The organism is Kitasatospora sp. NPDC098663 (assembly GCF_044760075.1).
Classification (GTDB): domain Bacteria; phylum Actinomycetota; class Actinomycetes; order Streptomycetales; family Streptomycetaceae; genus Kitasatospora.
Window position 1 is genome coordinate 93571 of the sequence record NZ_JBIWAP010000002.1, and the last position, 26851, is coordinate 120421.

Genomic DNA, 26851 nt, shown 5'->3' on the forward strand with positions numbered 1-26851 from the left:
TGTCATGCCTTCTCGTGCCGGTCCGCGTTGGCGAGGATGGCGTCGTGCAGCCACTGCGCCAGGCCCGGGGCGAGGTTCTCGTAGGTGGTGGTCCACCTCGGGTCCGAGACGTACAGCCCGGCCAGGCCGCGGTGGACGGTGAACGTGCAGTCGTAGAAGTTCTGGCGGATGTGCTGCCGGTGCGCCTCGGCGAGGTCCGTGGCGGCGGCGCCGTCGGCGGGTTCGCCGGCGGTGAGCGCCTCGACCAAGCGGGTGTTGAGGTCGGCCATCTCCGCCTGGATCCGCTGCCAGTCGGCCTTGTCGTAGCCGCCGGTGCGGCGCTGCGACTCGGCCCAGGCCGCGGTGTCGCCCCAGCGCTGCTCGGCCTCCTGCTCCCACTCCTCCTGGTAGCCCTCGCCGAAGATCTCGAACTTCTCCTCCGGGCTCAGCTGAATGCCCATTCTTCGTGCCTCCATGGCGTGTTCGACGGCTGTGGCGAGGTCCTGGAGGTGCCTGATCCGGTCGGTCAGAAGCCGGTGCTGCCGCCGGAGGTGCTCGCTCGGGCTGACCGAGTCGTCGTCCAGGATCGCCGCGATCTCTTCCAGGGGGAACCCGAGTTCGCGGTAGAAGAGGATCTGCTGCAATCGGTCGAGGTCGGCGTCCTGGTAGCGGCGGTAGCCGGTCCGGGTGCGGCCCGCGGGGGACAACAGGCCGATCTCGTCGTAGTGGTGCAGGGTGCGGACGGTCACCTTGGCGATCTTGGCCACGGATCCGACCGAGTAGCCCTCGCTGCTCATCCGGGTTCTCCCTTCGTGCTGACCACCAGCCTCCGCTCTCACGCCGCGTGAGGGTCAAGCCGTTCTCGGGAGGGAGGGCCCGGCGCTGTGCCCGCGCCCGCGCCTGCGCCTGCGCCTGCGCCGGTCAGGCTCCGGTGCCGGTCAGGCTCCGGTGCCGGTCAGGCTCCGGTGCCGGTCAGGCTCCGGTGCCGGTCAGGCTCCGGTGCCGGTCAGGACGCGTTCGCGCCGCCGGGAGGAACGGCGCCGCCCCTCGCCGTCCGCCGGGGTCCGCGGGCGGCGTGTCTGCTGGGTGGGCCAGAACAGCACGTACGCGGCGGAGACCACCACGAAGGCCAGCCGGACGAAGCCGCGGCCCGCGTCGGACGGGATGAACAGCGTCCCGCCGTACAGCGCGGCCAGCGCTATCCAGCTCCACCACGGGACGAGCCGCTTCTGCCCGACCGCGTCCCAGAGCAGGGTGCCGAGCAGGATCGAGGCCGTGTAGTAGGTGTACACGCTCGGGTCGAGCAGGATCCGCGCGTCCGCGCCGAGCAGCACCACGGCCGGCCAGCGGCCGCGCCAGACCGCGATGGTGCCGAGGCCGAGGCCGAGGGCGAACTGGGTCGGGCGGTCCCACCAGGGGGTGGCCGGGTCGGTCACCCCGAACCAGCGCAGTGCGGAAGCCGGCTGGTTGGGGATGGTGAACTTGGCCGCGGCCAGGGTGTCCAGATTGCCCAGGTAGAACGGCAGCCAGGCGATCGCCACCAGTGCGACGAACCAGATCGCGCTGCGCAGCCAGGCGGGCCTGGGCAGCGCCAGGATCAGCGGGGCGAAGGCGATCGCCCAGGGCTTGGAGTCCACCGCCAGCGCCAGGTAGACGCCGACCATGGTGGGTTTGCCGCGGGCCAGGGCGTGCACGGCGAGGGTGGTGAAGAACAGCGCCAGGACGTCGTCCAGGTGCGCGAAGCGGACCGAGACCTCGACCCACATCGGGATGAACGCCAGTCCGGCGATCAGCAGGCGCTGCTGGAGCCGGCGGTGGTTGGTACCGGTGCCCAGGTAGTACAGGGCGGCGGTGCGACCGATCAGGACCAGCATCACCAGGCCGAGCCCGGACATCGCCGCCTCGGCGATCAGCTGGCCGGTGTGGGCCGAGAACGGGGCCGTGAGCCGGGCCACGGCCAGGCTGACCGGGCCGATCTGCAGTTCCGGGTGGTGGGCGTAGAGCGCCAGCCCGCCGTCCGGGTGGTCGCTGAAGAGCAGCTGCTCGCCCTGGCGCAGGTAGTGCCAGGAGAAGCCGCCGCTGGGCTCGACCAGGAAGAACCAGAGCACCGTCCAGGCCACCAGCAGAACGTGGTGTCTGCGCAGCGGCAGCCCCGCGATCCGCCCGGTCGCCGACTCGTAGTCGGTGGCCGCCCGTGCCGTGCGTGATCCCCGCACCTGTCCCTCTCCCCGCCGGTTCCGCCCCCCTCCGGCCGGACATCCTATGTGACGGAGGTGTCCCGCCCGCGCCGCCCGGAGGTCCGTCGAACGGACGGCCGGGCGGCGCGGGCGGTTGTCGGGCGGGTACCGCCTCGGTGTAGCGGCTGGAGCGTGCCTTGCGGCCGCGGTCAGCCCTGCTGGGCCGACTTGCGGCGGCGCAGCACCACGAGGGTGCCGACACCGGCGAGCAGCACGGCGCCGCCGGCCACGGCGATGGCGGTGGTGTCGTCACCGCCACCGGTCTGGGCCAGGGCCTTGTCGCCGTTGTCGGCGGCGGCCTTGGCCTTGGTGACGGCGGCCGGGGTGAGCGGCGGCGGGGTGAGGGTCGGGACGGCCACCGGGAAGTCGATCGGGCCGGCGGTGTCGCCGTTGCCGTCAGCCGGGGCCGGGGCCGAGGTCGAGGTCGACGCGGAGGCGGAGGCGGAGGCGGACGGCTCGCCCGTCGTCGGGGTGGTCGGGGTGGTCGGCGGGACCGAGGTCGGCGGCGTGGTCGGCTCGGCGCTCGGGGTGGCCGAGGTGGAGGGGGTGGCCGAGGTGGAGGCGGAGGCCGTCGGCGACGTGCTCGCGCTCGCGCTCGCCGAGTGGGAGGCCGTCGGCGAGGTGGAGGCGGTCGGCGAGGTGCTCGCGGTCGGGCTGGGCTTGCCGGTGTGGCTCGGGCTGATGGTCGGGCTCGGCTTGCCGCCGCCGCCCGCCTTGATCACGAAGCCCGCGCCGCGGACGCCGTCGCAGCTGAGGTGGCCCCCGTCGACCGGCTCGTGGCTCTCGTCGTCGAGCTCGGCGGAGAACACCACCGGGACGACGCCGGCCCGGCCGAGCGGCGCCTCCGAGGTGAAGGAGACCCGGACCTTGATCGAGAAGCTCTTGCCGCGGTTCACGACGAGCAGGTCGTCGTCGGTGGGGTTGCCGTCCGGGCCGAGGGCACCGAGCAGGGTGAGGACGGACTTGTCCTTGTCCTCGCCGCCGTCGGCGGCGACCGCACCGGTCTGCCACTGGCCACCGGGCAGCTGGTACTGGACCTTGAGGTCCTTCGCCTTGAGCGAGCCCGCCTTGTTCTTGAACTTGAGCAGCGGGAGGAAGAGGAAGTCGTGCTTCGTCGAGTTGTCGATCTTGAAGGTGAAGTCGCGGGCGTCGCCGCCGGCGATGAAGGTGCCGGGCACGCCGTTCACTGAGAGGTCGAGGCTCTGGTGGGAGGCCTTGCCGGCCGCCTGCGCGGCGGCGGACGGGGAACCGGTGGTGCCGACGGCCATGGCGCCCTGGGCGCCGGACAGCACGAGCGAGGACGCGAGCGCGGCGACGCCGGCAAGGGCAAGACTGCGACGTATGGACAAGGGAGACCTCACGGAAGAGTCCGGGCGAGGCCCGGGGCGCGGCGGGGCGGGCGGCCGTGGACGCCTCTGACCCCTCGCGAAGCTTGAAAGTCCGACGGAGATTACCGAAGGATCCGGCCACTCCGGAAGGCGGGTGTCACGCTGGGGACCGCTCACGGGACGGGGGTGCCCGAATCGCCCAATTCCGTCCTGCGGTAAGGCTTTTGCTCTTTACCGAAAGATGACCGGAGAGTGACGGGTACACGCCCGGGGGACCGTATCGCACCGCCTCGCGTGGCGTGAAGCGATCGGTCGTGTGAACGTCCGGCGAATGACCGGGTGAATGTCCTGTGAGGGTCGGTGCGAACGCCTTGTGCGCGCCGGTGCGAACGTCCGCGTGAAGGTCCGGGTGAGCGCCTGCGCGAGCGCCCGCCGGAACGGGTGCGCGGGCTCAGCCCGCGAAGAAGGACTTGGCCGCGATCAGCGCCCGCTCGTCGCGCAGCACGTCCCCGGGGCGGGTGCCGTTGCCGAGCAGCGCGCCGCCCCAGCGCATCCCCATGTACTCGGCCGTCAGCCGGAGCGTGCCGATCAGCGGTTCGGCCTTGTCGTCCTCGGTGGCGAGGGCCGTGACGCCCCAGATGGTGCCGCCGCGCATCCGGGCCCGGAAGTCCGCCCCGGGCTGCCGGAGCCAGGACGACCAGTGGTCGAGGTAGAGCTTCGCGCTGGTCGGCAGCGAGTACCAGTACAGCGGTGCGACGAAGACCAGGTCGGTGGCCGCCAACGTGGCGTCCAGCAACGTCCGTTCGTGACCGACCGGCTCGGGGTAGCGGCCGCCCTCGACGTGCCGCAGGTCCTCGAAGGGCGGCAGCGGGTGCTCGCTCAGCCGCAGCCAGCGCTGCTCCGACCCGGCCGGCAGGCTCGCCTCGACGGCCAGCCGGGCGAGTTGCTCGGAGTTGCCGCCGGCGCGCGAACTGGCGTCGAGGAACAGGAAGGTGCGCGGCGTCTCGGCGCCCGTCGGCTGGTCGGCCATCGGAACTCCCCCGGTCGGTGGTGCGGATGGAGGTGCGAGCACCCCCCGCGCCCTGGTTATTCCGCCTCCGGCGCCCGGGAGTTCACTCGGGCAGGCCGGCCCGGCGCCGGGCGACGGCCGCGACCGCCGCCCAGTCCTTGTCCGCGTCGCCGTGGGCCAGCGCGTCCAGGAAGGCGTCCCGCAGGATGCCGGCGAACGGGAGCGGGACGTTCCGCGCGGCCCCGGCCTCCAGGGCCAGGCCGACATCCTTGAGGCCCAGCGGCAGCCTGAACCCGGCCGGCTCGTAGCGGCGTTCGGCGACCATCGCGCCGTAGCCGGAGTACACCGGCCCCGGAAACAGCGTGCCGGCGAACATCTCGACCAGGTCGGTCGGCCGGACGCCGTGGGCCTCGGCCAGGCTGCATGCCTCGGCCATCGACTCGATCGCGCAGGCCAGCAGGAAGTTGGTGCTGATCTTGGCGGTGTTGGCCTGTCGCGGGCTCGCACCGAAGTGCCAGGTGCGCTCCCCCATCGCGGCGAACAGCGGCTCCGCGCGGGCCAGCAGCTCCGGCGCGCCGGCGGTCAGGATGTTCAACCGGCCGGCCGCCGCGACCGGCGGACGGCCGAGGACCGGGGCGGCGAGGTAGCCGATGCCGTGCTCGGCGTGCAGTGCCTCGGCGCGCTCGGCCAGCCCGACGGAGATGCTGGCCATGTTGACGTGCAGGGTCGTCGCGGCGCCCGCGAGCAGGGCGGGGTCGAGCAGCAGCCGTTCGACCGCCTCGTCGTTGGCGAGCATGGAGACCACGGTGTCGGCGGCGTACACCTCGGCGAGCGTGCCGGCCGCCTCGGCGCCTTCGGCCACCAGAGCGGCCACCGGCTCGGGCGAGCGGTTCCAGACCCGGACGGCGTGGCCGGCCCGCAGCAGGCTGCCGGCCATGCCCCGCCCCATCGAACCCAGCCCCACGAACCCGATCGTCGCCCCGGCCATCGCGCACTCCCGTCGCCGTCACCGTCACCGCACTGCGGATGACTGTACGTCAGGAAGGGCTGCCCTCCCGCGTACCGGACGGACTCACGCGCAGGCGCGCTCCGGCAACCGGACGCGGCCGCGTTCCAGTTCGGTGACCACCCGGTGGCTCAGCAGCTCGTACTGGGCCTGGAGCCGACCGGGGCGGGCCGGGCGGGCGACCGGGCGGCCGGGGCTCACCAGTTCGTCCGGCCCGAACTGCTCGCGGGTGAGGTCGATCTCGATGCCGGTGGCGAAGCGGTTCCACCAGTGCAGATCCGTCCGGATCCCGCCGACGTGCACCTCGCCCATCATCAGCTCGCCGCCGAGCAGGTCGTGCACCACCATCGCCGTCACCCCGCACTGGCCGCGGGCGGGATTGTCGGGACGCCAGTGGGCCAGATCCTCGGGCGCACAGGTGTCGACACCCCAGGAGGAGCGGATCGCACGTTCGATGTCGTTGAGGGTCCACGCCGTCATACCGGGAAGCCTGCCATGCACCACTGACAGCGGCACCGGCTTTTCAGAGGGCCACCCCGTGTTCTGCGGAGACCTTCTCGATCTTCACCCGAACGAGCAGTTCCCCCGGCACGCCGTTCCGGGCCCCGTACTGCTCCGCGACGTCCTCCCCCATGTACCGGGCGGCGATCCGGGTCGCCCAGGCGCGCACCTCGGACAGGTCCTCGCTCAGCCGGGCGGTGCCCTGCACGAGGACGTACGCGAAGGGCGGCCGGTCGTCGTCCACGCAGATCATCACCCGACCGTCGCGGGCCAGGGTCCGGCCCTTGACGGTGCCCGCACCGGTGTTGAAGACGAGCTCGTCGCCGTCCAGCAGGAACCAGACCGGCGCGACGTGCGGGCGGCCGTCGGCCCGGGTGGTGGCGAGCTTGGCGGTGCGGGTGCCCTCGGAGAGGAACGCCCGCCACTGGTCATCGGTCATCGTCGGCATACCGCCCATCCTGGCCGGTCGGCCCGCCCCACGCATCAGGGGACGGGCAACCGGCCAGGGGTCACTTCGCCAGTGCGGCGACACCCGCCTGCGCGAACTGCTCGTCCAGGTCGCCGCTCGGCGCACCCGCGACACCGATCGCCGCGACCGGGGCGCCCTTGGACTGCACCGGGGCGCCGCCCGCCAGGAACAGCGTGCCCGGGATGTCCTTGAGGGTCGGGGCCTGGGCCAGTCGCCTGGTCAGCTCCGAGGTCGGCGCGTTCCAGGAGACCGCCGTGAACGCCTTGCGCTGCGCCGACTCCGGGGACTGCGGGCCGGCGCCGTCGCCCTTGAGCAGCACCCGGGTGACGCCGTCCCGGTCGACGACCGCGACCGAGACGCGCTGGCCGGCCTTGGCCGCCGCGTCCAGGGTGGCCTGGGCGGCGCGGGTCGCGGCGTCGATGGTCAGGCCGGTGCTCTGGGCGAGGTTCCTGTTCTGGGCGTCGACCTTCACCGCGGCCGGCGCGGCCGGGGTCTCGGAGGTCTCGGCGCTGGCCGAGACGGCGCCCACGGTGGCGGCGAGCGCGGCGGCGGCGAGGGTGCCGGTCAGCACCCGGGTGCGCACGGAGATCTTCTTCATGGTCCAGCTCCTCAGCGGATCGGCGAACGGGATCGGGGCCGCCGGGCGGCAGGGGGTCCGCCCGGCTCCACCTCGATCCTCCGGCCGGGGCGGGGCCCGCCACATCGGCGCTCCGGCGCGACCGCGCGGGCATGATGGAGGACAGCCCCGTCAACCGATCGGCTGATGCGGGACCGGGCCGACCGGGCCACCATCGAGGGATCGGTGCAGATCGGTGCAGGTCGGTGCGCCGGGGCGGACCGGGAACGGCGAGCGCACCGGGAACGCCGTCGAGGCGGCCGGTGCCCGTCCGGGTGCCGATCTCCCGCCGAGGCGCCCAGGCGCCGATCGCCCGTCCACCCAGGAGCCACCCGTGCAGCAGCCCCGCCCCGCCGCCGGTCACGACGCCGGCGACCCGGACGCGGGCCGCCTGGCGGTGCTGCTCGACTCCGCCTTCCTGCTGCTGCTCGCCGCCTCGCTCAGCCGCTACCTCACCCACCACCCCGGCAACCCCCGGATCCCCTGGGTGATCGGGCTGAGCACCGCTCTCGCCCTCGCCCAGCCGGCCGGCTCCTGGCTCGCGCACCGCCGCCCGTCACCGTCACCGTCACCGTCACCAGCGACCGCAACCGCGCCCGGGGCTGAAGCCGCGCCCGGCAACCGGGTTCCGCGGCGGCGCCGGTGGCCGCTGGCGCTGGTGGTCGCGCTCTGGGTGGTGCTGGTGCTGCTCGCGCCGAGCTTCGCCTGGTGCGCCGTCCCGCTGGTCTACACCGCGCTGCGCACGCTCACCGCGCGGGCGGCGATCCCGCTCGTGGCGGCCCTGACACTGCTGGTGGTGATCGCCGAGCTCCGGCTGGCCGGCGGGGCGGACGCCACCCTCGTCCTGCTGCCGTTCGCGGTGGCCGCGCTCGCCACCGGCGTGTTCCTGTTCATGGACCGGCAGGATGCCCGGCAGCGCGCCCTGATCACCGACCTGGTCCGCACCCGGCGCGAACTCGCCGCCACCGAACGGCGGGAGGGCACCCACGCGGAGCGCGAGCGGCTGGCCATGGAGATCCACGACACCCTGGCCCAGGGGCTGTCCAGCCAGCAGATGCTGTTGCAGGCCGCCGAGCGCACCTGGGACACCGAGCCGACGACCGCCCGCACCCACGTCCGGACCGCCGCCGAGGTGGCGGCCCGCAACCTCGCCGAGGCCCGCCGCTTCGTCCACGACCTCGCGCCGGCCGAACTCGCCGACGGCCGTCCGCTCGACCAGGCGCTGCGCGCGCTCGCCGGACGGGAGGCCGCCGAGAGCGGTCTGCCGGTCCGCTTCCACCTGGACGGCACGCCCGTCCCGCTGCCCGCCGCCGCGCAGTCCGCGCTGCTGCGGATCGCCCAGGGCGCGCTGGCCAACGTCCGGGAGCACGCCGGTGCGTCGGCCGCGGCGATCACCCTGTCCTACCTCGGCGACCAGGCCGTCCTGGACGTCGCCGACGACGGGCGGGGCTTCGACCCGGGCGCGGTCGGGGCGGCCGGCGGCCGCGGGTACGGGCTGCCCGCGATGCGCGCCCGGCTGCGGCAGTTCGGTGGCACCCTGACCGTGGAGAGCACCCCCGGCGAGGGCACCGTCGTCTCCGCCGCGATCCCCCTGGAGCACCGATGAGCGAACGAACCGGACCCGCCCCTGTCCGGCTGCTGGTCTGCGACGACCACGCGGTGGTCCGGGCCGGCCTGCTGGCGCTGCTCGCCAGCGCGGGCGACATCGAGGTGGTCGGCGAGGCGAGCACCGGGGAGGAGGCGGTCGCGCTGGCCGCCGGGCTGGCACCGCAGGTGGTGCTGATGGACCTCCAACTCGGCGACGGCATCGACGGGGTGGAGGCCACCCGGCGGATCACCGCCGCCCCGGGCGGCCCGCACGTGCTCGTGCTCACCACCTACGACACCGACGCCGACATCACCCGGGCGATCGCCGCGGGCGCCACCGGCTACCTGCTGAAGGCCGAGCGGCCGGAGGAACTGTTCGCCGCCGTGCACGCCGCCGCGCGGGGCCGCACGGTGCTCTCGCCGCCGGTCGCCTCCCGGGTGATGGCGCAGATGCGGGCGCCCGCGCCGCAGCTCACCGAGCGCGAGCAGGACATCCTCGCGCAGCTGGGGCAGGGGCTGGGCAATCGGCAGATCGCCCGGGCGCTGTTCATCAGCGAGGCCACCGTGAAGACCCATCTCGGCCGGATCTACGACAAGTTGGGGGTGGACACCCGGGCCGGCGCGGTGGCCGTGGCCAAGGAGCGCCGGCTGCTGCGCTGACGGGCCCTCACGTACGACCGGCCCGGCCCGCCGGTGGACTCACTCCGTGTCAGTCTGCCGGAGCACCGCCGGACGCACCCGCTGCGCTCAGCGCTCGCGCGGTGTCACTGCGTGCTGCCATGATGCTCGGAATGTCGGATTCCAGCACGGCCCACACCCGGCCCGCCGCCCGTACCGGAGTCCGTCGCGCGCCCGCCGAACGGCCGCCGGGCGTCCTGCCGGGCCTCAATCCGCTGGTCCAACGCTTGGCGGGACCTTACGGACCGACCATCACGTTTGTGGATTTTTCGTGGATCTCACTATTGACAAACCAACCACGCGGTTTGTTAGCGTGATACCACGACGTCCCCGGGGGTGGGGGCTCGCCGGGGCCTGTGCGGACCGCTCTCGCCGGAGGGTGCTGCCAGGGGGGAACGGCGGGGCTGCCGGGGAGTCGGGGGGAGCGGCAACGCGAAGCCGCGCAACGAGGCGGTGCGGAGCGAGTCCGGGGGGACTCGCTCCGCGCCTCCCCTGCGTCCGCGCCCCTCAGCCGCCCCAGCACCTTCCGGCTCTTCCGACTCTTACGGTTTCTTCCGCAGCCGGACAGGGCCCGGCTAGACCATCGCGCTCCAGTACGGGCAGCACACGTTCGGCAGCGGCGCCGGGCCACGACCACCGGCGCCCTGCAGTGCCGGCAGCCGCTCCGAGCGGGCCACCCCGGGCGAGCTCGCGGTCAGCCCGGCCTCTCCCAACTCGCCGAACATCAGAGCCAGTTGATAACCGTCCAGGGTGGCGGCGGCGACTCCGGGGCGGCTCCGGCCGGCGTTCAGCGAAGTGATCGTCCAGCCGCGCTGCCGCCAGTGCCGCTCGACCGCCTCCACCAGTGCCGGCCGCCGGACCGCCGAGACGATGGTGAGGATGTCCCGCCCCCGGGTGACGTACCAGCGCAGGTCCGGGTCCCGCCCCGGCAACGGCAGCCGCGCGCCCGCTCTGGGCGCCGCCCCCTGCCAGACCGGCGCCGGCCGGACGGCGTCCAGGGTGTCCTGCAGCAGTGTCTCGCAGCGCTCGGCGGCGTCGAGCTGATCGACCGCCGGCGTCGGGCCGGGCCACCGGGCGGGCGGCACAGCCGGCACACCGCCTCGGCTTCCGCCCGGGAATCCGACGTTCAGTTCGGCACCACCTGGCTGCACTGGTCCCCTCCGCGCTCCTCCCGGCGTTCAGACCGGGCCGGGATTCCGTCACTGCTTGGACGGTGGACGTGGACGGACAGTTCCGCCTCTTACCGTTCCCACACCCTCCTCCGCACCCCTCCCGCGCCCTCGCATCCTCCGCACCCCCGCATCCCCCGCATCCCGCAGTTCGCTCAGGCGCCGGACCTCGGCGGTGAGTTCGTCGATGCGCCGGTTCAGGGCCTGGACGCAGACCAGGGCGGTGCCGTTGGCAGGAGCAACTGGCGGTGGGCCTCGGATTCGTAGGCCGGGGCCGGATGTTAACGGCGGGTTTCCGACGGGAACTATGCTCACGGTCGGAAGTACGGGGGATCTTGAGGTAAACGACGGGCCTCCCATGCGCCCATGGCGGGTCAAGTCGCTTTTCAGGAGCTCTCATTGGATCACGGTGCGTACCGACGGGGCGGCGATCGCTACTCGGAGTCGTCGGGCGAACGGCCCACCCCGAGGGATCCCCTGTCCCGCCTCACCAAGGCCATCGTGATCATGGTGACCCTCGGGTTCTTCACCGCCTCGGTCGTGGCCACCATCCGCAACCACGACGGCCTCTCGTACCAACTGGCCGCCATCACGGTCCTCTTGGTTCTGCTCGGCTTCCAGATCCTGCACGCCGGCCCGTGGCGCCGCAGGCGGCCATGGTGGCCGTGGAGCCTGCTCGCTCACGGAGTGATCAGCTACCTGCCGTTCCTGGTCTTCGGCGGAGCGTGGGTCGGCATCCCCGGGTCGTTCGCCGGATCGATGCTGCTGACCGTCGCCGCGCCCAGGTCCTGGATCCTCTTCACCCTGCTGGTGGCGGGCCAGTACCCGATCTACGCGGCGCTGGGCGACAACGTCGGGCAGTGCCTCAACGCGAGCGTCTCCACGGCAGCGGGCGGAATCGTCGTCTACGGCGTGGCCCGACTGGCCGACATGACCGCGGAGTTGCGGGCGGCCCGCACCGAGTTGGCGGAGCGCGCCGTGGACCAGGAGCGGCTGCGCTTCTCGCGGGACCTGCACGACCTGCTCGGCTACAGCCTCTCCGTGGCGGCACTGAAGTGCCAGCTCGCCGAACGGACCGTACTGGAGGACCCTCAGCGCGCCCGGGCGGAGATCTCCGAGGTGCTGACGATGGTGAGGCAGGCGATGTCCGACACCCGTTGGATCTCCAACGGCGATCTCCAGATGTCATTGGCGCGGGAAACCCGCTTCGCCGCCTCGGCGTTGCGGGCGGCCGGCATCAGCGTGGAGGTCGACCTGGCCTACGGCGCCCTGCCGCCCGAGCACGACGCCGTCCTGGCGACGGTGGCGCGGGAGGCCGTCACCAACATGCTGCGGCACAGCGTGGCACGGCGCTGCGAGATCCGGGCCGTCAGGGGCGAACTCGGCGATGTGCGCCTGGTGGTGTCCAACGACGGCGTCCTGGCGGAGGGCGTCTCGGCGGAGCCGGGCGGCGGCCAGGGCATCGACAACCTCACGGAGCGGTTGCTCGCCGTCGGGGGACGGCTGACCGCGGAGGAGGGCGAGACCGGCTGGTTCCACCTCTCGGCGGTCATCGCGGCCCCGCAGACCAGGACGACGTCCAGGGCCGGCTGACCGTGCGGTCGTGGCCGCGCGGCGCCCGGCGGCGACGGCCACGACCGCACGGCGCCCGCTACTCCCGGAGTCCCATGGCCTCGACCGGTTCCCTGCGCAGCGCCAGCCGCGTGGTCAGCAGTACGGTGCCCAGACCCAGCAGAGCCGCCCCGCCCGGCACCGCGGCCGCCCAGGCCGCGGATACGGACGGCCAGGCCGAGCCGGTGAGCGCGAGACTGACGGGCACCAGGACGGCGGCGGTGACCGCGGCGCCGAGGGCGAGGGCCACTCCGACCGTGATGCCCCCCTCCCAGGCCATCATGCGCAGGATCTGACGGCGGGTGGTGCCCACCAGGCGCAGCAGGGCGAACTCGCGCAACCGCTCGGTCGTGGCCATCACCAGGGTGTTGACGACGGCGATGGCGGTGAAGAGGCTGATCATGCCGAGGAGCAGCCGGCCGACGGCCGTGGCCGACTCCTGCCGGTGCCTGCGGGCGTCGTCGTACGCGGCCCGGTCGCTCGTACGGGCCATGGGGTAGGCGGCGGTGAGGCTCTGGAGCTCCCGGCCGACCTGCTGGGGGTCGGCGTCGGGGGCGGAGCGGACCAGGACCGTCGGCGCGAGGGGGTTCGGTGTGTGCGCGGCGGCGAACTCGGTGGGGATGAGGGCGTCGGCGAACCCCAGGTCGCGGTCGTAGACGGCGACCACCGTGGCGGTGCTCTCGCCGCCGTCCGTCCAGCCGATCCGGAGCTTGGCGCCGACGCCCGCGCCGAGTCCGGAGGCGGAGCGCTGCCCCAGCGCGACGGCGTCCCCGCGCAGTTGGTCCAGCGAGCCCGCGGTGACCCCGGGATCGAGCAGCTCGGACAGGTCGGTGGAATCGACCACCCGGGCGCTGACGCCCCGCGAGCCGGTGGTGCCGGGCGATGCGTTGGACACCATGGTCATGGCGGGTACGACCCCGCTGACCGCTTTGACGCCGGGCAGTCGGCGGGCCGCGGCGGCGAAGTCCGGCGGGAGCCCGACACCGTCGGCCTGGACCACGTGGTCGGCCCGCAGCCTTCGGCCGTCCTCGACTCCGGCGGCCTGGGCCTTGACGCCGGGGACGAACAGCACCGTGCTGGTGAAGGCCACCGCCAGCACCAGCGGGGTGACGGCGGCGGCGAAGCGGCGGGGCTGGGCGCGCAGGGCCGCGGACGCGAGGAACCCCGCCACGGGGAAGAGCCTGCCCACTGGTCCACCAATCACCACACTGGCGACCCGCCCGATCACCGGTCCGAGCAGCGCCACCCCCAGGAGCAGCAGCAGGACCATGCTCTCGGCCATGCCCGCCCCGCTCCGGCTGCCCGTGGAGGACACCAGCACCACGGCGCACGCGGCGAGCGTCCCGGCCCCGAGCACCGTCCGCACCCAGCCGATCCGCGGCGCGGGCGCAGCGGACTCGCGCAGGGCCTGGGTCGGTTCGACCCGGGACGCCCGGCGCGCCGAGGCCCACACGGCGAGTTGCGCGGTGACGACGACCCCGCCGACGACGGTCAGCAGTGCGGTGGGCCCGACGTGGAGCGGGACGTCGGAGCGGACCACACCGCGGTCGACGAGTACGCCGCGGAGCAGCGAGGCGACGCCGACCCCGACCGGGCATCCGACCAGCGCGGCGCCGAGGGTCAGGACCAGCGTCTCCATCGCGATCATCCGCCGCACCTGTCCCGGCGTGGCGCCCACCGCTCGCAGCAGGGCCATCTCCCGCAGGCGTTGCTGGACGGTGAACGCGAGCGCTCCCGCCACCACGAACACCGAGATGAACAGGGACAGGATGCCGACGGTCCCGGCGAGCGAGGCCAGGCCGTCCCCGGGCCCGGGTGTGCCCGAGAACTCCCGTTCGCCCCGCTGGTCGCCGGTGCTCACCTCGGGCCCGGACCAGAGCTCCGTCCCGGTGGCCGGGAAAGCCGTGGCGAGGACCTGTTCGACCTGCGCGGCCAGCGCCTGCGGATCGGCTCCGTCCCGTGCCGTGATGCCGATCGCGTCCGCGCCCTTGGTGGTGCCCGCGAGCCGGGCCGCCTGGTCGGGGCTGAAGAAGAGGGCGGCCTGGCGGGTCAACTCCCGTGGGGGTGCGGCCAGTCCGGACACCGTGTAGGCACGGGGGGCGGTGGTGGTGGCCAGCCGCACGGTGTCGCCGGGCCGGAGCCCGCCGCGCGCGGCCGTCGCCTCGTCGAGGACCACCTCGTCGGGGCCGGTCGGCGGGTGGCCGGAGGCCAGACGGAAGGGGGCGAGGACGGCGCTGGCCCAGGAGTGCCCGAGGGACGCGCCGCCCTGCGGGCCGGAGAGGACCTGCCCCGATCCGGTGATCACGGCGGCGGGGAAGGAGACCTCCGGGGCGACGGTCCCGGCGCCGGGCAGTGCGGCCAGCTTTCCGATCAGCGGGTCGACGTCGGCCATCCGGGTCGAGCCACTGATCACGACCGGGGCCGCCGCGTAGCGTTCGGTGGGGGTGCCCGCACGCAGGGCGGACTCCAGCAGGACACCGCACGCGGCGGTCAGGACGAGGGCGAACGACAGCGCGGTGAAAGCACCCGCGAAGCCCGCCTTGCGGGCGCGCACCGTCTGCCAGGCCAGTAGGAGCATGCCGTTCAGCGCCTTCCCAGGTGGGTCATCCGGTCCGCGACCTGCTCGGGCGAGGGGCTGGCGAGTGCCTCGGCGAAGGAGCCGTCCGCCAGGAAGAACACCTGGTCCGCGTAGGAGGCGGCGACCGGGTCGTGCGTCACCATGATCACGGTCTGCCCCAGTCCGTCGACGACGTGCCGCAGCAGCCGCAGGACCTCCGTACCGGTGGTGCTGTCCAGGGCGCCCGTGGGCTCGTCCGCGAAGACGACCTCGGGTCGCGTCACCAGGGCCCGGGCGATCGCCACCCGCTGCTGCTGACCGCCCGACAGCTGGGTGGGCAGGTGCCGCACCCGGTCAGCGAGGCCGGTGCGGTCGAGGATCTCCCCCAGCCAGGCCCGGTCCGCCCGGCGCCGGGCCAGTCGCAGCGGCAGCGTGACGTTCTGCTCGACCGTCAGGGAGGGCAGGAGGTTGAAGGACTGGAAGACGAAGCCGATCCGCTGCCGGCGCAGGACGGTCAGCTCGGTGTCGCCGAGCGACCCCAGCTCCACGCCGGCCAGCCGGACCTGACCGGAGGTCGGACGGTCGAGCCCGGCGGCGCAGTGCAGGAACGTGCTCTTCCCGGACCCCGAGGGCCCCATCACCGCGGTGAACCCGCCCCGCCGGAATTCCATCGACACCTCGCGCAGGGCGTGCACGGCCCCCGCCCCGCGCCCGTACACCTTGCTCACCCCGTCGAGCCGCACCGCCAGGTCCGGCTCCGAAGCGGAATGGGCCTGTTCCGGATCACCGGAATCCGCAGTCCGAGAGAAAACGGGAATCCCCTCCTCGATGTGGCGCCCTGCCCTCGTTTACCGCGAGCCTAGCCAGATCCACATCGCCCGCCCGGACCGCCGGCGGCGCCCGAACAGCGCTCGGGGCGGCGGCCCCGGAGGCTTCTCCCCAGGTCAACAGGCCGCCAAGCCTGCTGGGCGGCCCGTCCGGGAGGGTCTGGACGTGGACAACCCATGGACACATCCATGCGAATCGCATGGGTCATCTCATGAATTACCCAGCAACCGAAAGGCCACCCGAATGTCGAGATCGCAACTGTGCGAAACAATCGGACGCCGACCTTCGGAATTCAACCGACAAAGCTTCCGGTCCGGCTTTCCGGACTTCCGGTGGTTCGCCCGCTACGTCCGGACCACCAGCAGCGACCCGCGCCGGTGCCAGGGCCCCATCAGGGGCGAGGGCCCACGGAGAGCCAGCCCATCTCCCCGGCGATCCGAATGGCGTCCACCCGGCTGCGTCCCCCGGCCTTGGTCACCGCGGCGGCCAGGTGGTTGCGGGCGGTTCCCGCCGAAATGAACAGCCGGGCGGCGATCTCCGTGACGGAGGCACCTTCCGCGGCCAGCCGCAGGGTGTCCGACTCCCTCGGCGTCAGCGGGTTCTCGCGCGCCCCGAGGGCGGCGAGCGCCAGCTCCGGGTCGATGGCGCGCTCGCCGGCGGCCACCTTTCTGATCGCCGCGGCCAGTTCCTGGGCCGGGGCGTCCTTGCCGAGGAACCCGAGCACGTGAACGGACATCGCACTGCGCAGATGCGCGGGTCTCGCCAGCCCGGTCAGGATGAGCGTCCCGCACGTCGGGAGCTTGTCGTGCAACTCGGCCGCGGCCCGGAGCCCGTCCAGACCGGGCATGTCGATGTCGAGCACCGCCACGTCCGGCCGGACCCGCAGCGCCGTCGGCACCACCAGGTCGCCGCGTTCGACGTCCGCGACGACCTCCAGATCGTCCTCGTACGCGAGGAGCGCCATCAGCGCGCTGCGCACCATGGTCATGTCCTCGGCCAACAGAACCCTGATCATCCGCGTCCTCCCCTGGCAGGCAACCGCCGCCCGCGCGGCTCCATGAGACAACAGGGCCGCGGGCAGCCCGTATCCGATTGATCCACCATGCGTTACCGCGAGCAACGGAAACAACAGTGCGAACCCGATCGAACTACGGCCGAGCACCGTCGACGGGCCGTCACCGCTTGGGAAAGCTGAAGGTGTAGCCGTTGTCCTTGAACCACGGCAGGAGCTGTTCCAGGGCGGCGAGGGTCTGGGCGCGGTTGCCGCCGCCGTCGTGGAGGAGGATGGTGGGGCCGATGCGCAGCTGGGCCTTGGCGGTCTCGACGATCTTGTCGACGCCGGGGCGTTCGAAGTCGCGGGTGTCGGCGTTCCAGCCCAGGGGGCGCATGCCGTGAGCGGCGGCGATCTGGCGGCTCTCGGGGGTGAAGGCGCCGCCCGGGGCCCGGTAGTAGGGGACGGGGGCGCCGCCGGTGGCGTCCTGGATCATCGTCAGGCCGTCGACGATCTCCCTCTCCTGGTACGCGGCGTCCTTGTGGTCCATGGCGGTGTCGTGGCTGACGCTGTGGTCGCACAGGCGGTGGCCGGCGGCGACGACCTGCTTGGCGAGGTCGGGGTGGGCCTGGGCGTTGGGGCCGAGCATGCAGAAGACGGCCTTGGCGTCGTTGCGGGCGAGGACGTCGAGGATGCGTGGGGTCCACTGCGGGTCGGGGCCGTCGTCGATGGTGAGGTTGACGGTCTTGCCCGGGTCCTCGGACTGGCGGGAGATGCTCATGTCGGCCACAGGCGCGGGCAGTGTCGGGTCCGGGGCCGTGGCGGCGGAGGCGGAGGCGGGGGAAGCGGCGGCGGCCGGGGAGCCGGCGGGCTGAGCGAGCCGCTCGGGTGCCTTCATCAGCGCCCCGGCGGCGCCCACCAGCGTCAGCGCCGCCGCGCCCAGCACCGCGGTCCGCAGCGCAGCGGTGCGCCGGCGGGAGGGCTGGGGCGTCCGGCCGACCCCGGGATACCAGCTCGGCGGGGTGGGGTCGGACGGCTTCGGTTCGCGGTGCTGGCGCACGGTGCTCCTCCTGCGGTGGCTCGGTGGGCCCGGCGGCATCCCGGGACGGTGTGTCCCCACCGTCCGCCACGCGGTTGCGGGGCCTGTGAGCCGCGTATGAGCGTTTCGCAACAACCCGTGGCGACGCCGCGCCACGGCCGTGTTTCCGCAGGTGGAGGGCCGATACTGGCTGGCATGTCACGGGTACTGCTGATCGAGGACGACGACTCGGTGCGGGAGGCGCTCACGCTGGGCCTGCGCCGCCAGGGCCACGAGGTGCGCGCCGCCGCCTCCGGCGAGGAGGGGCTGGAGCGTGCCCACGCCGAACCGCCGGAGATCGTGGTGCTGGACCTGATGCTGCCCGGCATCAACGGCTTCGAGGTCTGCCGGCGGCTGCGCCGGGCCGGATCCACCCCGGTGATCATGCTGACCGCACTCGGCGACGACGTCGACACCGTCCTCGGCCTGGAGGCCGGGGCCGATGACTACGTGGTCAAGCCCGCCCAGTCCCGGGTGCTGGACGCCCGCATCCGGGCCGTGCTGCGCCGCGCGGGCGGCCCCGGCCCCGAAGCGGAGCGCGAGATCCACGGCGACCTGGTCATCGACCGGGCGGCGCTGACCGTCACCAAGCGCGGTGCCCCACTGCTGCTGGCACCCGGCGACCTGCGGCTGCTGCTGGAACTGGCCGCCGCTCCCGGGCGGGTCTTCAGCCGCGAGCACCTACTCGAATCCGTCTGGGGGCTCGGCCGCCAGGACGACATCCGGCTGGTCGACGCCGGAGTGAACCGACTGCGCGCCAAGATCGAGGACAGCCCGTCCGCACCGCGCTACATCCAGACCGCACGCGGCTTCGGCTACCGCTTCGGACCGCTGTGACCACCGACCCCCTGCCCCGCCGGACCCGGCTGCGGCGCGCCGCCGCGGGCCTGCGGCCCCGGATGCTCGCCGCGTTCGTCGCCGTCGCCGCCCTGAGCGCGCTCGCCACCGCCACCCTCACCTACCGAGCCGCCACCAACTCCACCCTGGAACTCACCCAGGACACCACCCTGGACGAACTGCGCCGACGCGTCGACACCCTCGCCCCGGACCTTCCCTTCCCGCCGACCCAGAGCGAACTCGACAGGCTGGCCGGCCAGTTGTCCGGCACCGGCGGATTCCGCGACTGGCGCGTCCTGGCCGTCCACGGCACCGACCACTCCGAGTGGACCCAGCCCGTCACCGTCCCGCCCGCCCTGGAACGGACCGTGAACGCCGGCCACTCCGCCTTCCAGCGCTTCACCGCCGACGGACACCCCTGGCTCGCCACCGGCGTCCCCGTCACCGGGGCCGCCGCCGCACCCAACGCCCCCTCCGGCCTCACCGTCTACGCCCTGCTCCCCCTGGACCGCGAGCAGAGCGCCAGCAACGCCCTGCTCGCCGCCGCCACCGGAGCCGGCGCCTTCGCCGCCGTCCTCGCCGCCGCGCTCGCGCTGCTCGCCGCCCGCCAGGTCCTGCGCCCGGTCAGGGCGCTCGGCGACGTCGCCCACGCCCTCGCCCAGGGGAAGCTCGACACCCGCCTCACCGTCACCGGGCATGACGAACTCGCCCAGCTGTCCAAGACGTTCAACCACACCGCCCGCACCCTCCAGGGCACCATCGAGGAGCTGCGGGCCATCGAATCCCAGGGCCGGCGGTTCGCCGCCGACGTCTCCCACGAACTGCGCACCCCGCTGGCCGCGATGCTCGCCGTCACCGACATCCTCGACGAGGACGCCGAACAGCTCCCCGAGGACACCGCCACCGCCCTGCGCATGATCAGCAACGAGACCGTACGCCTGACCCGGCTGGTCAACGACCTCATCGAGATCTCCCGCCTCGACGCCGGCGCCGCACCCCTGCACACCGAGACCGTCGACGCCCCCACCGCCGTCCGCGAGACCCTGGACCTGCGCGGCTGGAACGACCGGGTCGAACTCGACCTGCCCGCCACCCTGCCCGTGCGGCTCGACCCGCGCCGCTTCGACGTCATCGTCGCCAACCTCGCCGGCAACGCCCTGCGCCACGGCCGCCCACCAGTACGGCTCACCCTGCGCGGCACGGAGGACGACCTCGTGCTCACCGTCACCGACCAGGGCACCGGCATCCCGCCCGCCGAACTCCCGCACCTGTTCGACCGCTTCTACAAGGCCGACAAGGCCCGCAGGCGCTCCGAGGGCAGCGGGCTCGGGCTGGCCATCGCCCAGGAGAACGCCCGACTGCACGGCGGCGTCATCGAGGCCGCCAACTCCCCCACGGGCGGCGCGGTGTTCACCCTCGTCCTGCCCCGCGGCCTCACCACGGAGGACCAGTGACCGCCCGCCACCGCCTCGCCGCCGCCACCGCCCTGCTCCTGCTCCTGCTCACCACCGGCTGCTCGATCCCCAGCACCGGCCCGGTGAAGAGCGGGCGACCGGCCACCGGTATCCAGCCCGGCACCCGGCTCTACTTCCTCGACCAGCACGGCACCCGGTTGGCCATCCGGTCGGGCACCCAGCGCGAGGACCTCCAGCAGACCCTGAACACCCTCGTCGCCGGCCCCGACCAGGCCGAGCAACGCTCCGGCCTCTACACCGGCCTGCCGCCCTCCGGCACCGTCCAGGCCACCGCCACCCCCGGCACCGTCACCCTGCGCCTGAGCTGGTCCACCGCCTCGCTCACCACCACCGCCGTCCAACAACTCGTCTGCACCACCGAAGACGCCCCGACCACCGGACCGCCGCCCAAGGTCTCCATCATCAGCAGCGATGCTCCCTCCGCCATCCAGCAGCAGTGCGACCTCCATCGCAACGCCTGACCCGCAGCATGCCGACGGGCCCGGCGCGCCACCCGTGGCGTGCCGGGCCCGTCCGACGTACGGCTCAGCCCTCGCGGCGCGGTACCGAGGCCGTCGTCACGCGGTGCACCAGGGCCTCCAGCGGGCCTCGGCGGAAGAAGCGCCGCCACAGCACCGAGAGAACGAGCGCCGCCACGGCGAACAGCGCGTACGGGACGAAGGACTGTGGCGCGTGGCCGAAGCCGCCAGGGTCGTGGCCGAGGAAGCGGCTGCTGATCACGTCCTGGACGAAGTACCAGGTCATCGCCATCCCGCCCATCGCGGCCAGCGGCCACAACACCCGCTGCCAGGCACGCTTCTCCGTCAGCAGGAGCAGCCCGCCCAGCAGCGCCAGCGACACTCCCACCATCCAGACGACCTGCAGCACGCTGTACTCCGCGATGCCCGGGCCCGGCTTGGACATCGCCCACAGCTCCGCCCACGGCACCTTCGGCATCGGCGGCAGCTCCGGCGGCACCGGCGGCAGCTCCGGCAGCGAGCCGTCCGCTGGGAGCGGCGGCATCGGCGGCATCGGCGGAGGCGCCATCAGGGCCTCCTGGAAGCGGTCGATCGCCGCGCCCAGGCCCAGCGGGCCGAGCAGCAGCCACGACGCCAGCCAGCCGCCGACCGTGATCCCGGCGCCGGTGACGGCCATGCGTACCCGCACCGCGCGCTCGCGCAGGTCGAGGCGGCCGATCGCCAGACCGGCCAGCAACAGCGGCAGCGCGTAGCAGGTGTCCGTGTTGAACACGTACGACTGGAACACCGCGAGCCAGTCGCCCGGGTGCACCAGCACCGCCAGGCCCTGCGGCAGCTCCGGCGCGCCCGGACCCACCGGCGGCAGGAAGCCCCAGTCCTGGCCCCGGTTCGCCCGCGCGATCTGGAACACCGGCGCCGCCACCGCGAACACCCCTGCCGCCACGAACAGCAGGCGCGCCCGCACCCTCGTCCACGGCAGCAGGAACAGCAGCCAGCCGGTGTAGGCGGTGATGATGTTGGGCTTCCCGGACACCTGCTCAAGGCCCAGGCCCAGCAGCAACAACACCCCGGCCCGCACGGCGATCCGGCCGTGGGCCCGCCGCAACGCCGTCCCGGCGAACGGCCGCGCGCCGCCGGTCATCAGCGCCACCGAGACGCCCGCCAGCAGGAAGAAGACGCTGCGTGCACGGGTGTCCAGGAAGCCGTTCATCCACTCCAGAACACCGGGCCAGTCGTGCCCCCGAGGCGTCGGCTCCAGCCACCCCGTCGGCACAAAGTGCATCCACACCATCCCGAACACCGCCAGCGCCCGCAGCACGTCGACCGCCACCAGGCGCCCCGCCGACGCCGCCCCCGCGCGGTCCCGCCTTCTACGGACGGCCCTCGGCAACCGCCCCGTCAACGGCTCGGTGATCACGGCAACTCCTTCGAACGACAGCAAGGAGCCGCCACGCTAGGAAGCCGATATCAGCCCGCCCCTCCCGGAACATGAGCATTTCGTCACGGATCTCCGGGCCCGGAGCCCACGCGCTCAACCGGTTCTCCGGGGATGCCCACCGGATGCCTGGCCTGCGGACTCCCCCGGAGGTGCCCGGCCCGACCGGCAGACGGCGTTCACAAACCACGGCGGACGTCACGACGTCGGCCTTCTGGCCCGGCTGGCACGGCGGGGTCGGATTGGTCCAGACAATGCGAAAGGCCCAGGTCGTTGACCTGGGCCTTTACTGCTGGAGCGGGCGACGAGAATCGAACTCGCGCTATAAGCTTGGGAAGCTCATGTTCTACCATTAAACTACGCCCGCCTGATGAGCCGTCAGAGACCGCTCAATCCAGTGTCACTGTACCCCATTCGCGACTGTGGTTGCACGGCCCGCCCCGGGAGTGGCCGGGCGGGCGGGGGTGCGTGGGGGGCGTACTGTGTGGGCCGCGTACGAGTGCTCCGGCGGGTGGGTTCGGGGCGGCGAGCCACGGTGTGGAATGTCCGGAGCATCCCCTAATGTGACGCTGTCCCGGGGCGAGGTCCCGCGGGCGCGATGAGTACGGGTGAGTACTGGGTTAGGGATGGGAAGGGGATCGATGGAGCAGCGCGCCGTCGTTCGTTGTGCCGAGGGGCACCTGTTCAGCACCACCACGTTCCCGATGCAGAACCTCGGCCCGGGCCGGCTCGGGCCCGGGCGGCTGATCCGCTGTCCGCAGTGCGGGCGGCTGAGGAGTTCGGTGCTGGCCGACGTGCGGGAGCTGTCGGCGCCGCAGTTGGACCGGGCGCTGCGGCTGGAGGCCGCGGAGTTCCTGGCCTGACGGTCGACGCGAGGACGGAACGGGCCCCGGGCGGATTCGTCCGGGGCCCTGTCGTGCACGTAACCTCGAAGCGTGCTGCTCTCTGACAAGGACATCCGGACCGAAATCGACCTGGGCCGGGTCGTCGTCGACCCGTTCGACCCGGCGATGATCCAGCCGTCGAGCATCGACGTGCGCCTCGACCGCTTCTTCCGTGTGTTCGAGAACCACCGCTACCCGCACATCGACCCCTCCGAGGAGCAGCCGGACCTGACCCGGCTGGTGGAGCCCGAGGGCGACGACGCGTTCATCCTGCACCCGGGCGAGTTCGTGCTGGCCTCGACGTACGAGGTCATCTCGCTGCCCGACGACGTGGCGTCCCGGTTGGAGGGCAAGTCGAGCCTGGGCCGGCTGGGCCTGCTGACGCACTCGACGGCCGGCTTCATCGACCCCGGTTTCAACGGTCACGTGACGCTGGAGCTGTCGAACGTCGCGACGCTGCCGATCAAGCTGTACCCGGGGATGAAGATCGGGCAGCTGTGCCTGTTCCGGCTCTCCTCGCCGTCGGAGCACCCGTACGGCTCGGAGCGGTACGGCTCGCGCTACCAGGGCCAGCGCGGCCCGACGCCGTCCCGCTCGTTCATGAACTTCCACCGCACCGACGTCTGATCCGGGCGGAGCGCACGCAGTACGGGCGGCCGCCCCTCGCCGATGACGGACGAGGGGCGGCCGCCCGTCGCGTTTCCCCGGGGGCTCAGGCCCGCTTGGGGCGGGTGACGGCGACCAGTTCGGTGCCGTCCTCGGAGAGCCGCAGTTCGGTGCGGAGCTCGGCGAGCTCGCCGAGGTGGTGCAGGTGGGTGCCGCCGCAGAAGATCTGCGCGCCGCCCTCGGGCAGCTCGCAGTGCCACTGGCGGCGGGCGGTGAGCTCGGGGCCGGGGACCTCGATGCGGACCGGGGCGTCGGCGGCGACCCAGGCGGCGAGCCGGGCGTTGACGGCCTCGGTGAGGGCGGGCAGGGCGTCGGCGAGGGCGGGGAGCTCGTCGGTGGCGTCCGCCGTGAAGCCCTTCTTCTTCAGCGACTTGCCGAGCCGGTAGGTGTCGGTGCTGGCCTCGGTGTCCATCACCGAGGTGGCCATCGCGAGGCTGTCGAAGTCGGGGTGGCCGAGGGCGTCGGAGCGGCCCGGGTCCTTGCGCCAGCGCGGCGCGAGGGCCTCGTTGAGGGCGAGGGCGAGCAGGTGGCAGCCGCTGTGCGAGGCGCTGAGGGCGGCCCGGCGGTCGGCGTCGACGGTGAGGACGGCGGTGCGCCCGACGAGGTCGCCGGGGTCGGTGTCGACGACGTGCAGGACCAGCCAGGACCACTCCTCGTCGCCGCGCCGGACCGGGATGTCGGCGCCGGCCAGCGGCGTTCCGCCGTCCGGGCCGACGGCCCCGGTGAGGCAGTCGACGACGGCCAGCTCGGTGCCGTCGACGGTGAGGGTGCCGAGGTCGGCCGGCTGGTCGGGCCAGGTGTGGTCGAGCGGGTGGAACGGGGTGGCCCCGGTCACGACGGCGTGCCGGCCGTCCCCCAGCGGGTGCACCGCGATCACCGTCGACTCACCGGTCACCGCCCCGGTCGGGAAGCTGACGTGCGTGGTGGGGAGGGTCATTCCTGGCTCCGGTGACGTGTGACGTGGAACGGGTGAGGGAGTGGCGGAGTAAGGGGGTGAGGGGGTGAAGAGGGTGGACGGGCCCCTGGCTGACCGGGATCCGTCCACCATTGTGCCCTCCGGCCGTCAGCCCAGGGTCGGCAGCTTGATCAGCACCAGCAGCGCGAGCAGTTGCACCGCCGAGGCGGCGGCCGCCTTGCCCCAGGGCAGGTCGTGCACCCGCCGGACCATGCTGGTCAGCAGGTGCGCGCAGAACGCCCAGGTGGCCCAGCCGGCGACCTGGACGACCGCGCTGCCCGAGGGCAGCACCAGGTCGAGCAGCAGCCGGGGCGCGTCCGTCAGCCAGCCGATCAGCGCGGCCAGGCCGACCGTCGACTTCCACGGTCCGTCCCCGCCGAGCTGGCGGGCCAGCGCGTAGGTGACGCCGCCGAAGACCGCCCCGGCCACGGCGAAGCCGATCGCGGCGGCGGCGATGCCGGTCAGCGCGACGGTGAAGGTCGAGTCGACGATGTCGTCGTGGGTCAGGCCGATGCCGAGCACCGCGAGCGCGCCGTACAGCATCGAGACGGTGAGGGCGGGCAGCCAGACCTGGTGGTCGCGGGCGCGGTCGAAGGTCGCGGTGGGGGCGCGGAAGATGCCGATGAGCAGTTCGCGCCAGTGCGGGCGGGGCCCGGCGACGTGCGGGGCGGACTGGCCGCCGGCCCGGTAGACGGTGACGTTGTCCTGGCCGTACGGCGGCTGCTGCTGCGGCCCGTAGCCGTCCTGGCCGTAGCCGTCGCCCTGCGGGTGTCCGCCCTGGTCGTAGCCCTGGTCGTAGCCCTCGGCGCCGTACCCCGCCTGCGGGTACCCGGGGTGCCCGGGGTACTGGCCCTGGTCGTAGTACCCCTGGTGGGGCGGCTCCTGCGCGTACGGGTCGCCGGTCGGGAAGGCCCGGGTGCCGCCGGGCCGGTCGGCGGCGTACGGGTCGTAGCCGCCCTGCGGGCCCGGGGCGCCGGGGCCTCCGGGCCTGCCGTCGGGGCCGTCGGCCACACCCCGGTGCGAGGTCGTGAAGTACTCCGGCCCGTCCGTCTGCCCGTGCCCCCCGGGCCCCGCCGGCGGCGGAGGGGGCGCCCACCCGCCGTGGGGGTCGGCGCCCTGCCCGCTGTCGTATCGATTACCAGCCACGCTCTGACGGTACCCGTCCGGCCCAATCCGCGTGGGGCCTGGACGGAGCCGGGGCCGGTTTGCAGCGAGCCTGAGACGAACGCGGCCGAAATCCCGCCGCCGACGGCGCCACCGCCGGCCCGACGACTGCCGTAGGCCCGACGGCAGTGCCCCGGCGGCAGCGCCCGGCCCGGCGTCCTGCTACCGCTGCGCGCTGACCGAGGGCCCGTGCACCGCGGCGGCCGCAGCGGTGCCGGCCGGGCAGCCGCCCGGGCCGGCCGAGGTGCGGACCGCGCCGACCGGCAGCAGGGTGCCGCAGGCGATCCGGATGCCGTTCGGCAGCTCGTTGTCGGACTCGACGATCGCGCCGTCGCCGATCACCGCGCCGTCCAGCGCCGAGCGGGCGCCGACGGTGGCGAAGGCGCCCACGATGGAGTCCTTGACCAGGGTTTCCGGGCCGACCACCGCGCCCGGGAGGATCACGCTGCCCTCGACGATCGCGCCGGCCTCGACCACCGCGTTCGCGGAGACCACGGTGCCGCCGCTGAGCACCGCGCCGGGGTGGACGGTGGCGCCGGGCAGCAGCAGGGCGTCGCCGGTCGGGCCGGGGACGGCCGGGGAGTCGACCTTGCCGAGCACCAGGTCGGCCGAGCCGCGGACGAACGCGGCCGGGGTGCCGAGGTCGAGCCAGTACGAGGTGTCGACGACGCCGCGCAGCAGCGCGCCGGTGGCCAGCAGCTCGGGGAAGGTCTCGCGTTCGACGGACACCTCGCGGCCGGCCGGGATGCGGTCGATGACGGACCGGGTGAAGACGTAGCAGCCGGCGTTGATCTGGTCGGTGACGATCTGCTCGGGCGTCTCCGGCTTCTCCAGGAACTCCAGCACCCGCCCGTTCGCGTCGGTCGGGACGAGGCCGAAGGCGCGCGGGTCCTCGACCCGGGTGAGGTGCAGGGTGACGTCGGCCCCGGCGGCCACGTGGCCGTCGCGCAGGGCGGCGATGTCGACGCCGGAGAGGATGTCGCCGTTGAAGACCAGCACGGGCTCGTCGGGGCCGCAGGTCAGCCCGGACGCCGCGTTGCGGATCGCGCCGCCGGTGCCCAGCGGCTCGCGTTCGGTCAGGTAGACCAGCTCGATGCCGTACGGGGTGCCGTCCTGGAAGTGGTCCTCGAAGACCTCGGCCAGGTACGAGGTGGCCAGCACGACGCGGGTGACGCCGGCGGCGGCCGCGCGGGCCAGCTGGTGTGCGATGAAGGGGACGCCCGCCACCGGCAGCATGGGCTTGGGGGTGTGGGTGGTCAGCGGACGCAGTCGCGTGCCCTTACCACCGACCAGCATGATCGCCTCGGTCATGGTCTGCGCTGTTCCCCTTGTG

Annotated in this window: 24 protein-coding genes, 1 tRNA gene and 1 pseudogene; 8 read left to right on the plus strand and 18 right to left on the minus strand. The window is 73.5% G+C overall.

The window, feature by feature from the left end:
- Positions 1–2 precede the first annotated feature (2 nt).
- The 8 genes from ACIQVZ_RS02495 to ACIQVZ_RS02530 all read right to left on the minus strand — a co-directional run bounded on the left by ACIQVZ_RS02495 (position 3) and on the right by ACIQVZ_RS02530 (position 7127).
- Entirely contained in the window at positions 3–776 is a 774-nt protein-coding gene (locus ACIQVZ_RS02495; protein ID WP_402446520.1) for a MerR family transcriptional regulator, read from the minus strand.
- 192 nt (positions 777–968) lie between these two features.
- On the minus strand, positions 969–2195 hold the full coding sequence (locus tag ACIQVZ_RS02500; RefSeq protein WP_402446522.1) for a hypothetical protein: 1227 nt from the start codon (positions 2193–2195) through the stop codon (positions 969–971).
- A gap of 170 nt (positions 2196–2365) precedes the next feature.
- Complete coding sequence (locus tag ACIQVZ_RS02505) at positions 2366–3565, minus strand: LPXTG cell wall anchor domain-containing protein (RefSeq protein WP_402446524.1); 1200 nt, start codon at positions 3563–3565, stop codon at positions 2366–2368.
- Positions 3566–3995: 430 nt separating this feature from the next.
- Entirely contained in the window at positions 3996–4574 is a 579-nt protein-coding gene (locus ACIQVZ_RS02510) for a flavodoxin family protein (protein WP_402446527.1), read from the minus strand.
- A gap of 82 nt (positions 4575–4656) precedes the next feature.
- Positions 4657–5541, minus strand: a complete 885-nt coding sequence (locus tag ACIQVZ_RS02515) for an NAD(P)-dependent oxidoreductase (RefSeq protein ID WP_402446529.1) — start codon at positions 5539–5541, stop codon at positions 4657–4659.
- Positions 5542–5625: 84 nt separating this feature from the next.
- The gene (locus ACIQVZ_RS02520) at positions 5626–6039 is read right to left on the minus strand and encodes a hypothetical protein (protein ID WP_063348559.1); all 414 of its coding nucleotides are present in this window, start codon (positions 6037–6039) and stop codon (positions 5626–5628) included.
- A 43-nt stretch (positions 6040–6082) separates the two neighbouring features.
- Complete coding sequence (locus ACIQVZ_RS02525; RefSeq protein ID WP_350876934.1) at positions 6083–6499, minus strand: PPOX class F420-dependent oxidoreductase; 417 nt, start codon at positions 6497–6499, stop codon at positions 6083–6085.
- Between the two features lie 70 nt (positions 6500–6569).
- Entirely contained in the window at positions 6570–7127 is a 558-nt protein-coding gene (locus tag ACIQVZ_RS02530) for a heme-binding protein (RefSeq protein ID WP_350876542.1), read from the minus strand.
- Positions 7128–7479: 352 nt separating this feature from the next.
- On the opposite strand from ACIQVZ_RS02530, the gene ACIQVZ_RS02535 reads away from it, so the two are divergent.
- Positions 7480–8751, plus strand: a complete 1272-nt coding sequence (locus tag ACIQVZ_RS02535) for a sensor histidine kinase (protein ID WP_402446533.1) — start codon at positions 7480–7482, stop codon at positions 8749–8751.
- Positions 8748–9392, plus strand: coding sequence for a response regulator (locus ACIQVZ_RS02540; protein ID WP_402446535.1), 645 nt, complete (start codon positions 8748–8750; stop codon positions 9390–9392). The genes ACIQVZ_RS02535 and ACIQVZ_RS02540 overlap by 4 nt, the downstream gene beginning before the upstream one ends.
- A 593-nt stretch (positions 9393–9985) precedes the next feature.
- On the opposite strand, the gene ACIQVZ_RS02545 is transcribed toward ACIQVZ_RS02540, so the two are convergent.
- Complete coding sequence (locus ACIQVZ_RS02545; RefSeq protein WP_402446538.1) at positions 9986–10504, minus strand: hypothetical protein; 519 nt, start codon at positions 10502–10504, stop codon at positions 9986–9988.
- 582 nt (positions 10505–11086) lie between these two features.
- On the opposite strand from ACIQVZ_RS02545, the gene ACIQVZ_RS02550 reads away from it, so the two are divergent.
- On the plus strand, positions 11087–12172 hold the full coding sequence (locus ACIQVZ_RS02550) for a sensor histidine kinase (protein ID WP_402446878.1): 1086 nt from the start codon (positions 11087–11089) through the stop codon (positions 12170–12172).
- Between the two features lie 58 nt (positions 12173–12230).
- Here the strand turns inward: ACIQVZ_RS02550 and ACIQVZ_RS02555 are convergent, their stop codons facing one another.
- From ACIQVZ_RS02555 to ACIQVZ_RS02570, 4 genes are all read right to left on the minus strand, one after another.
- Positions 12231–14768, minus strand: a complete 2538-nt coding sequence (locus ACIQVZ_RS02555; RefSeq protein WP_402446541.1) for an ABC transporter permease — start codon at positions 14766–14768, stop codon at positions 12231–12233.
- A 5-nt stretch (positions 14769–14773) separates the two neighbouring features.
- Positions 14774–15496 carry an ABC transporter ATP-binding protein gene (locus ACIQVZ_RS02560; protein ID WP_350876936.1) on the minus strand — a complete coding sequence of 241 codons (723 nt, stop codon included), beginning with the start codon at positions 15494–15496 and terminating at the stop codon, positions 14774–14776.
- A gap of 470 nt (positions 15497–15966) precedes the next feature.
- Positions 15967–16590: a response regulator gene (locus tag ACIQVZ_RS02565; RefSeq protein ID WP_402446544.1), complete on the minus strand. Its 624-nt coding sequence runs from the start codon at positions 16588–16590 to the stop codon at positions 15967–15969.
- Positions 16591–16750: 160 nt separating this feature from the next.
- Positions 16751–17626 carry a polysaccharide deacetylase family protein gene (locus tag ACIQVZ_RS02570; RefSeq protein WP_402446546.1) on the minus strand — a complete coding sequence of 292 codons (876 nt, stop codon included), beginning with the start codon at positions 17624–17626 and terminating at the stop codon, positions 16751–16753.
- Between the two features lie 174 nt (positions 17627–17800).
- Here ACIQVZ_RS02570 and ACIQVZ_RS02575 point away from each other — a divergent pair, with 174 nt between their 5' ends.
- From ACIQVZ_RS02575 to ACIQVZ_RS02585, 3 genes are read left to right on the plus strand one after another with little or no spacing between them, the layout of a single operon-like run.
- Positions 17801–18481, plus strand: a complete 681-nt coding sequence (locus ACIQVZ_RS02575; protein WP_402446549.1) for a response regulator — start codon at positions 17801–17803, stop codon at positions 18479–18481.
- Positions 18478–19935 (plus strand): ATP-binding protein, encoded by a 1458-nt coding sequence (locus ACIQVZ_RS02580; RefSeq protein ID WP_402446550.1) that lies wholly within the window; start codon positions 18478–18480, stop codon positions 19933–19935. The genes ACIQVZ_RS02575 and ACIQVZ_RS02580 overlap by 4 nt, the downstream gene beginning before the upstream one ends.
- Complete coding sequence (locus ACIQVZ_RS02585) at positions 19932–20417, plus strand: GerMN domain-containing protein (RefSeq protein WP_402446553.1); 486 nt, start codon at positions 19932–19934, stop codon at positions 20415–20417. The genes ACIQVZ_RS02580 and ACIQVZ_RS02585 overlap by 4 nt, the downstream gene beginning before the upstream one ends.
- Before the next feature lie 64 nt (positions 20418–20481).
- On the opposite strand, the gene ACIQVZ_RS02590 is transcribed toward ACIQVZ_RS02585, so the two are convergent.
- Positions 20482–21744: a DUF418 domain-containing protein gene (locus ACIQVZ_RS02590; RefSeq protein WP_402446554.1), complete on the minus strand. Its 1263-nt coding sequence runs from the start codon at positions 21742–21744 to the stop codon at positions 20482–20484.
- A 398-nt stretch (positions 21745–22142) separates the two neighbouring features.
- A tRNA-Gly gene (locus tag ACIQVZ_RS02595) sits at positions 22143–22216 on the minus strand.
- Positions 22217–22490: 274 nt separating this feature from the next.
- Here ACIQVZ_RS02595 and ACIQVZ_RS02600 point away from each other — a divergent pair.
- Together ACIQVZ_RS02600 and dcd are read left to right on the plus strand one after the other, a co-directional pair.
- Positions 22491–22712 carry a hypothetical protein gene (locus ACIQVZ_RS02600; RefSeq protein WP_079135746.1) on the plus strand — a complete coding sequence of 74 codons (222 nt, stop codon included), beginning with the start codon at positions 22491–22493 and terminating at the stop codon, positions 22710–22712.
- Positions 22713–22784: 72 nt separating this feature from the next.
- On the plus strand, positions 22785–23360 hold the full coding sequence (gene dcd, locus ACIQVZ_RS02605) for a dCTP deaminase (protein WP_063348548.1): 576 nt from the start codon (positions 22785–22787) through the stop codon (positions 23358–23360).
- An 85-nt stretch (positions 23361–23445) separates the two neighbouring features.
- Here the strand turns inward: dcd and ACIQVZ_RS02610 are convergent, their stop codons facing one another.
- From ACIQVZ_RS02610 to ACIQVZ_RS02620, 3 genes and pseudogenes are all read right to left on the minus strand, one after another.
- Positions 23446–24336 (minus strand): metal-dependent hydrolase, encoded by an 891-nt coding sequence (locus ACIQVZ_RS02610; protein ID WP_402446558.1) that lies wholly within the window; start codon positions 24334–24336, stop codon positions 23446–23448.
- 126 nt (positions 24337–24462) lie between these two features.
- A complete protein-coding gene (locus tag ACIQVZ_RS02615; RefSeq protein WP_402446561.1) occupies positions 24463–25500 on the minus strand; it encodes a Yip1 family protein in 1038 nt (345 codons plus the stop codon).
- 255 nt (positions 25501–25755) lie between these two features.
- Positions 25756–26829 (minus strand): annotated as a pseudogene (locus tag ACIQVZ_RS02620) (sugar phosphate nucleotidyltransferase); the annotation flags it as partial.
- Positions 26830–26851 lie beyond the last annotated feature (22 nt).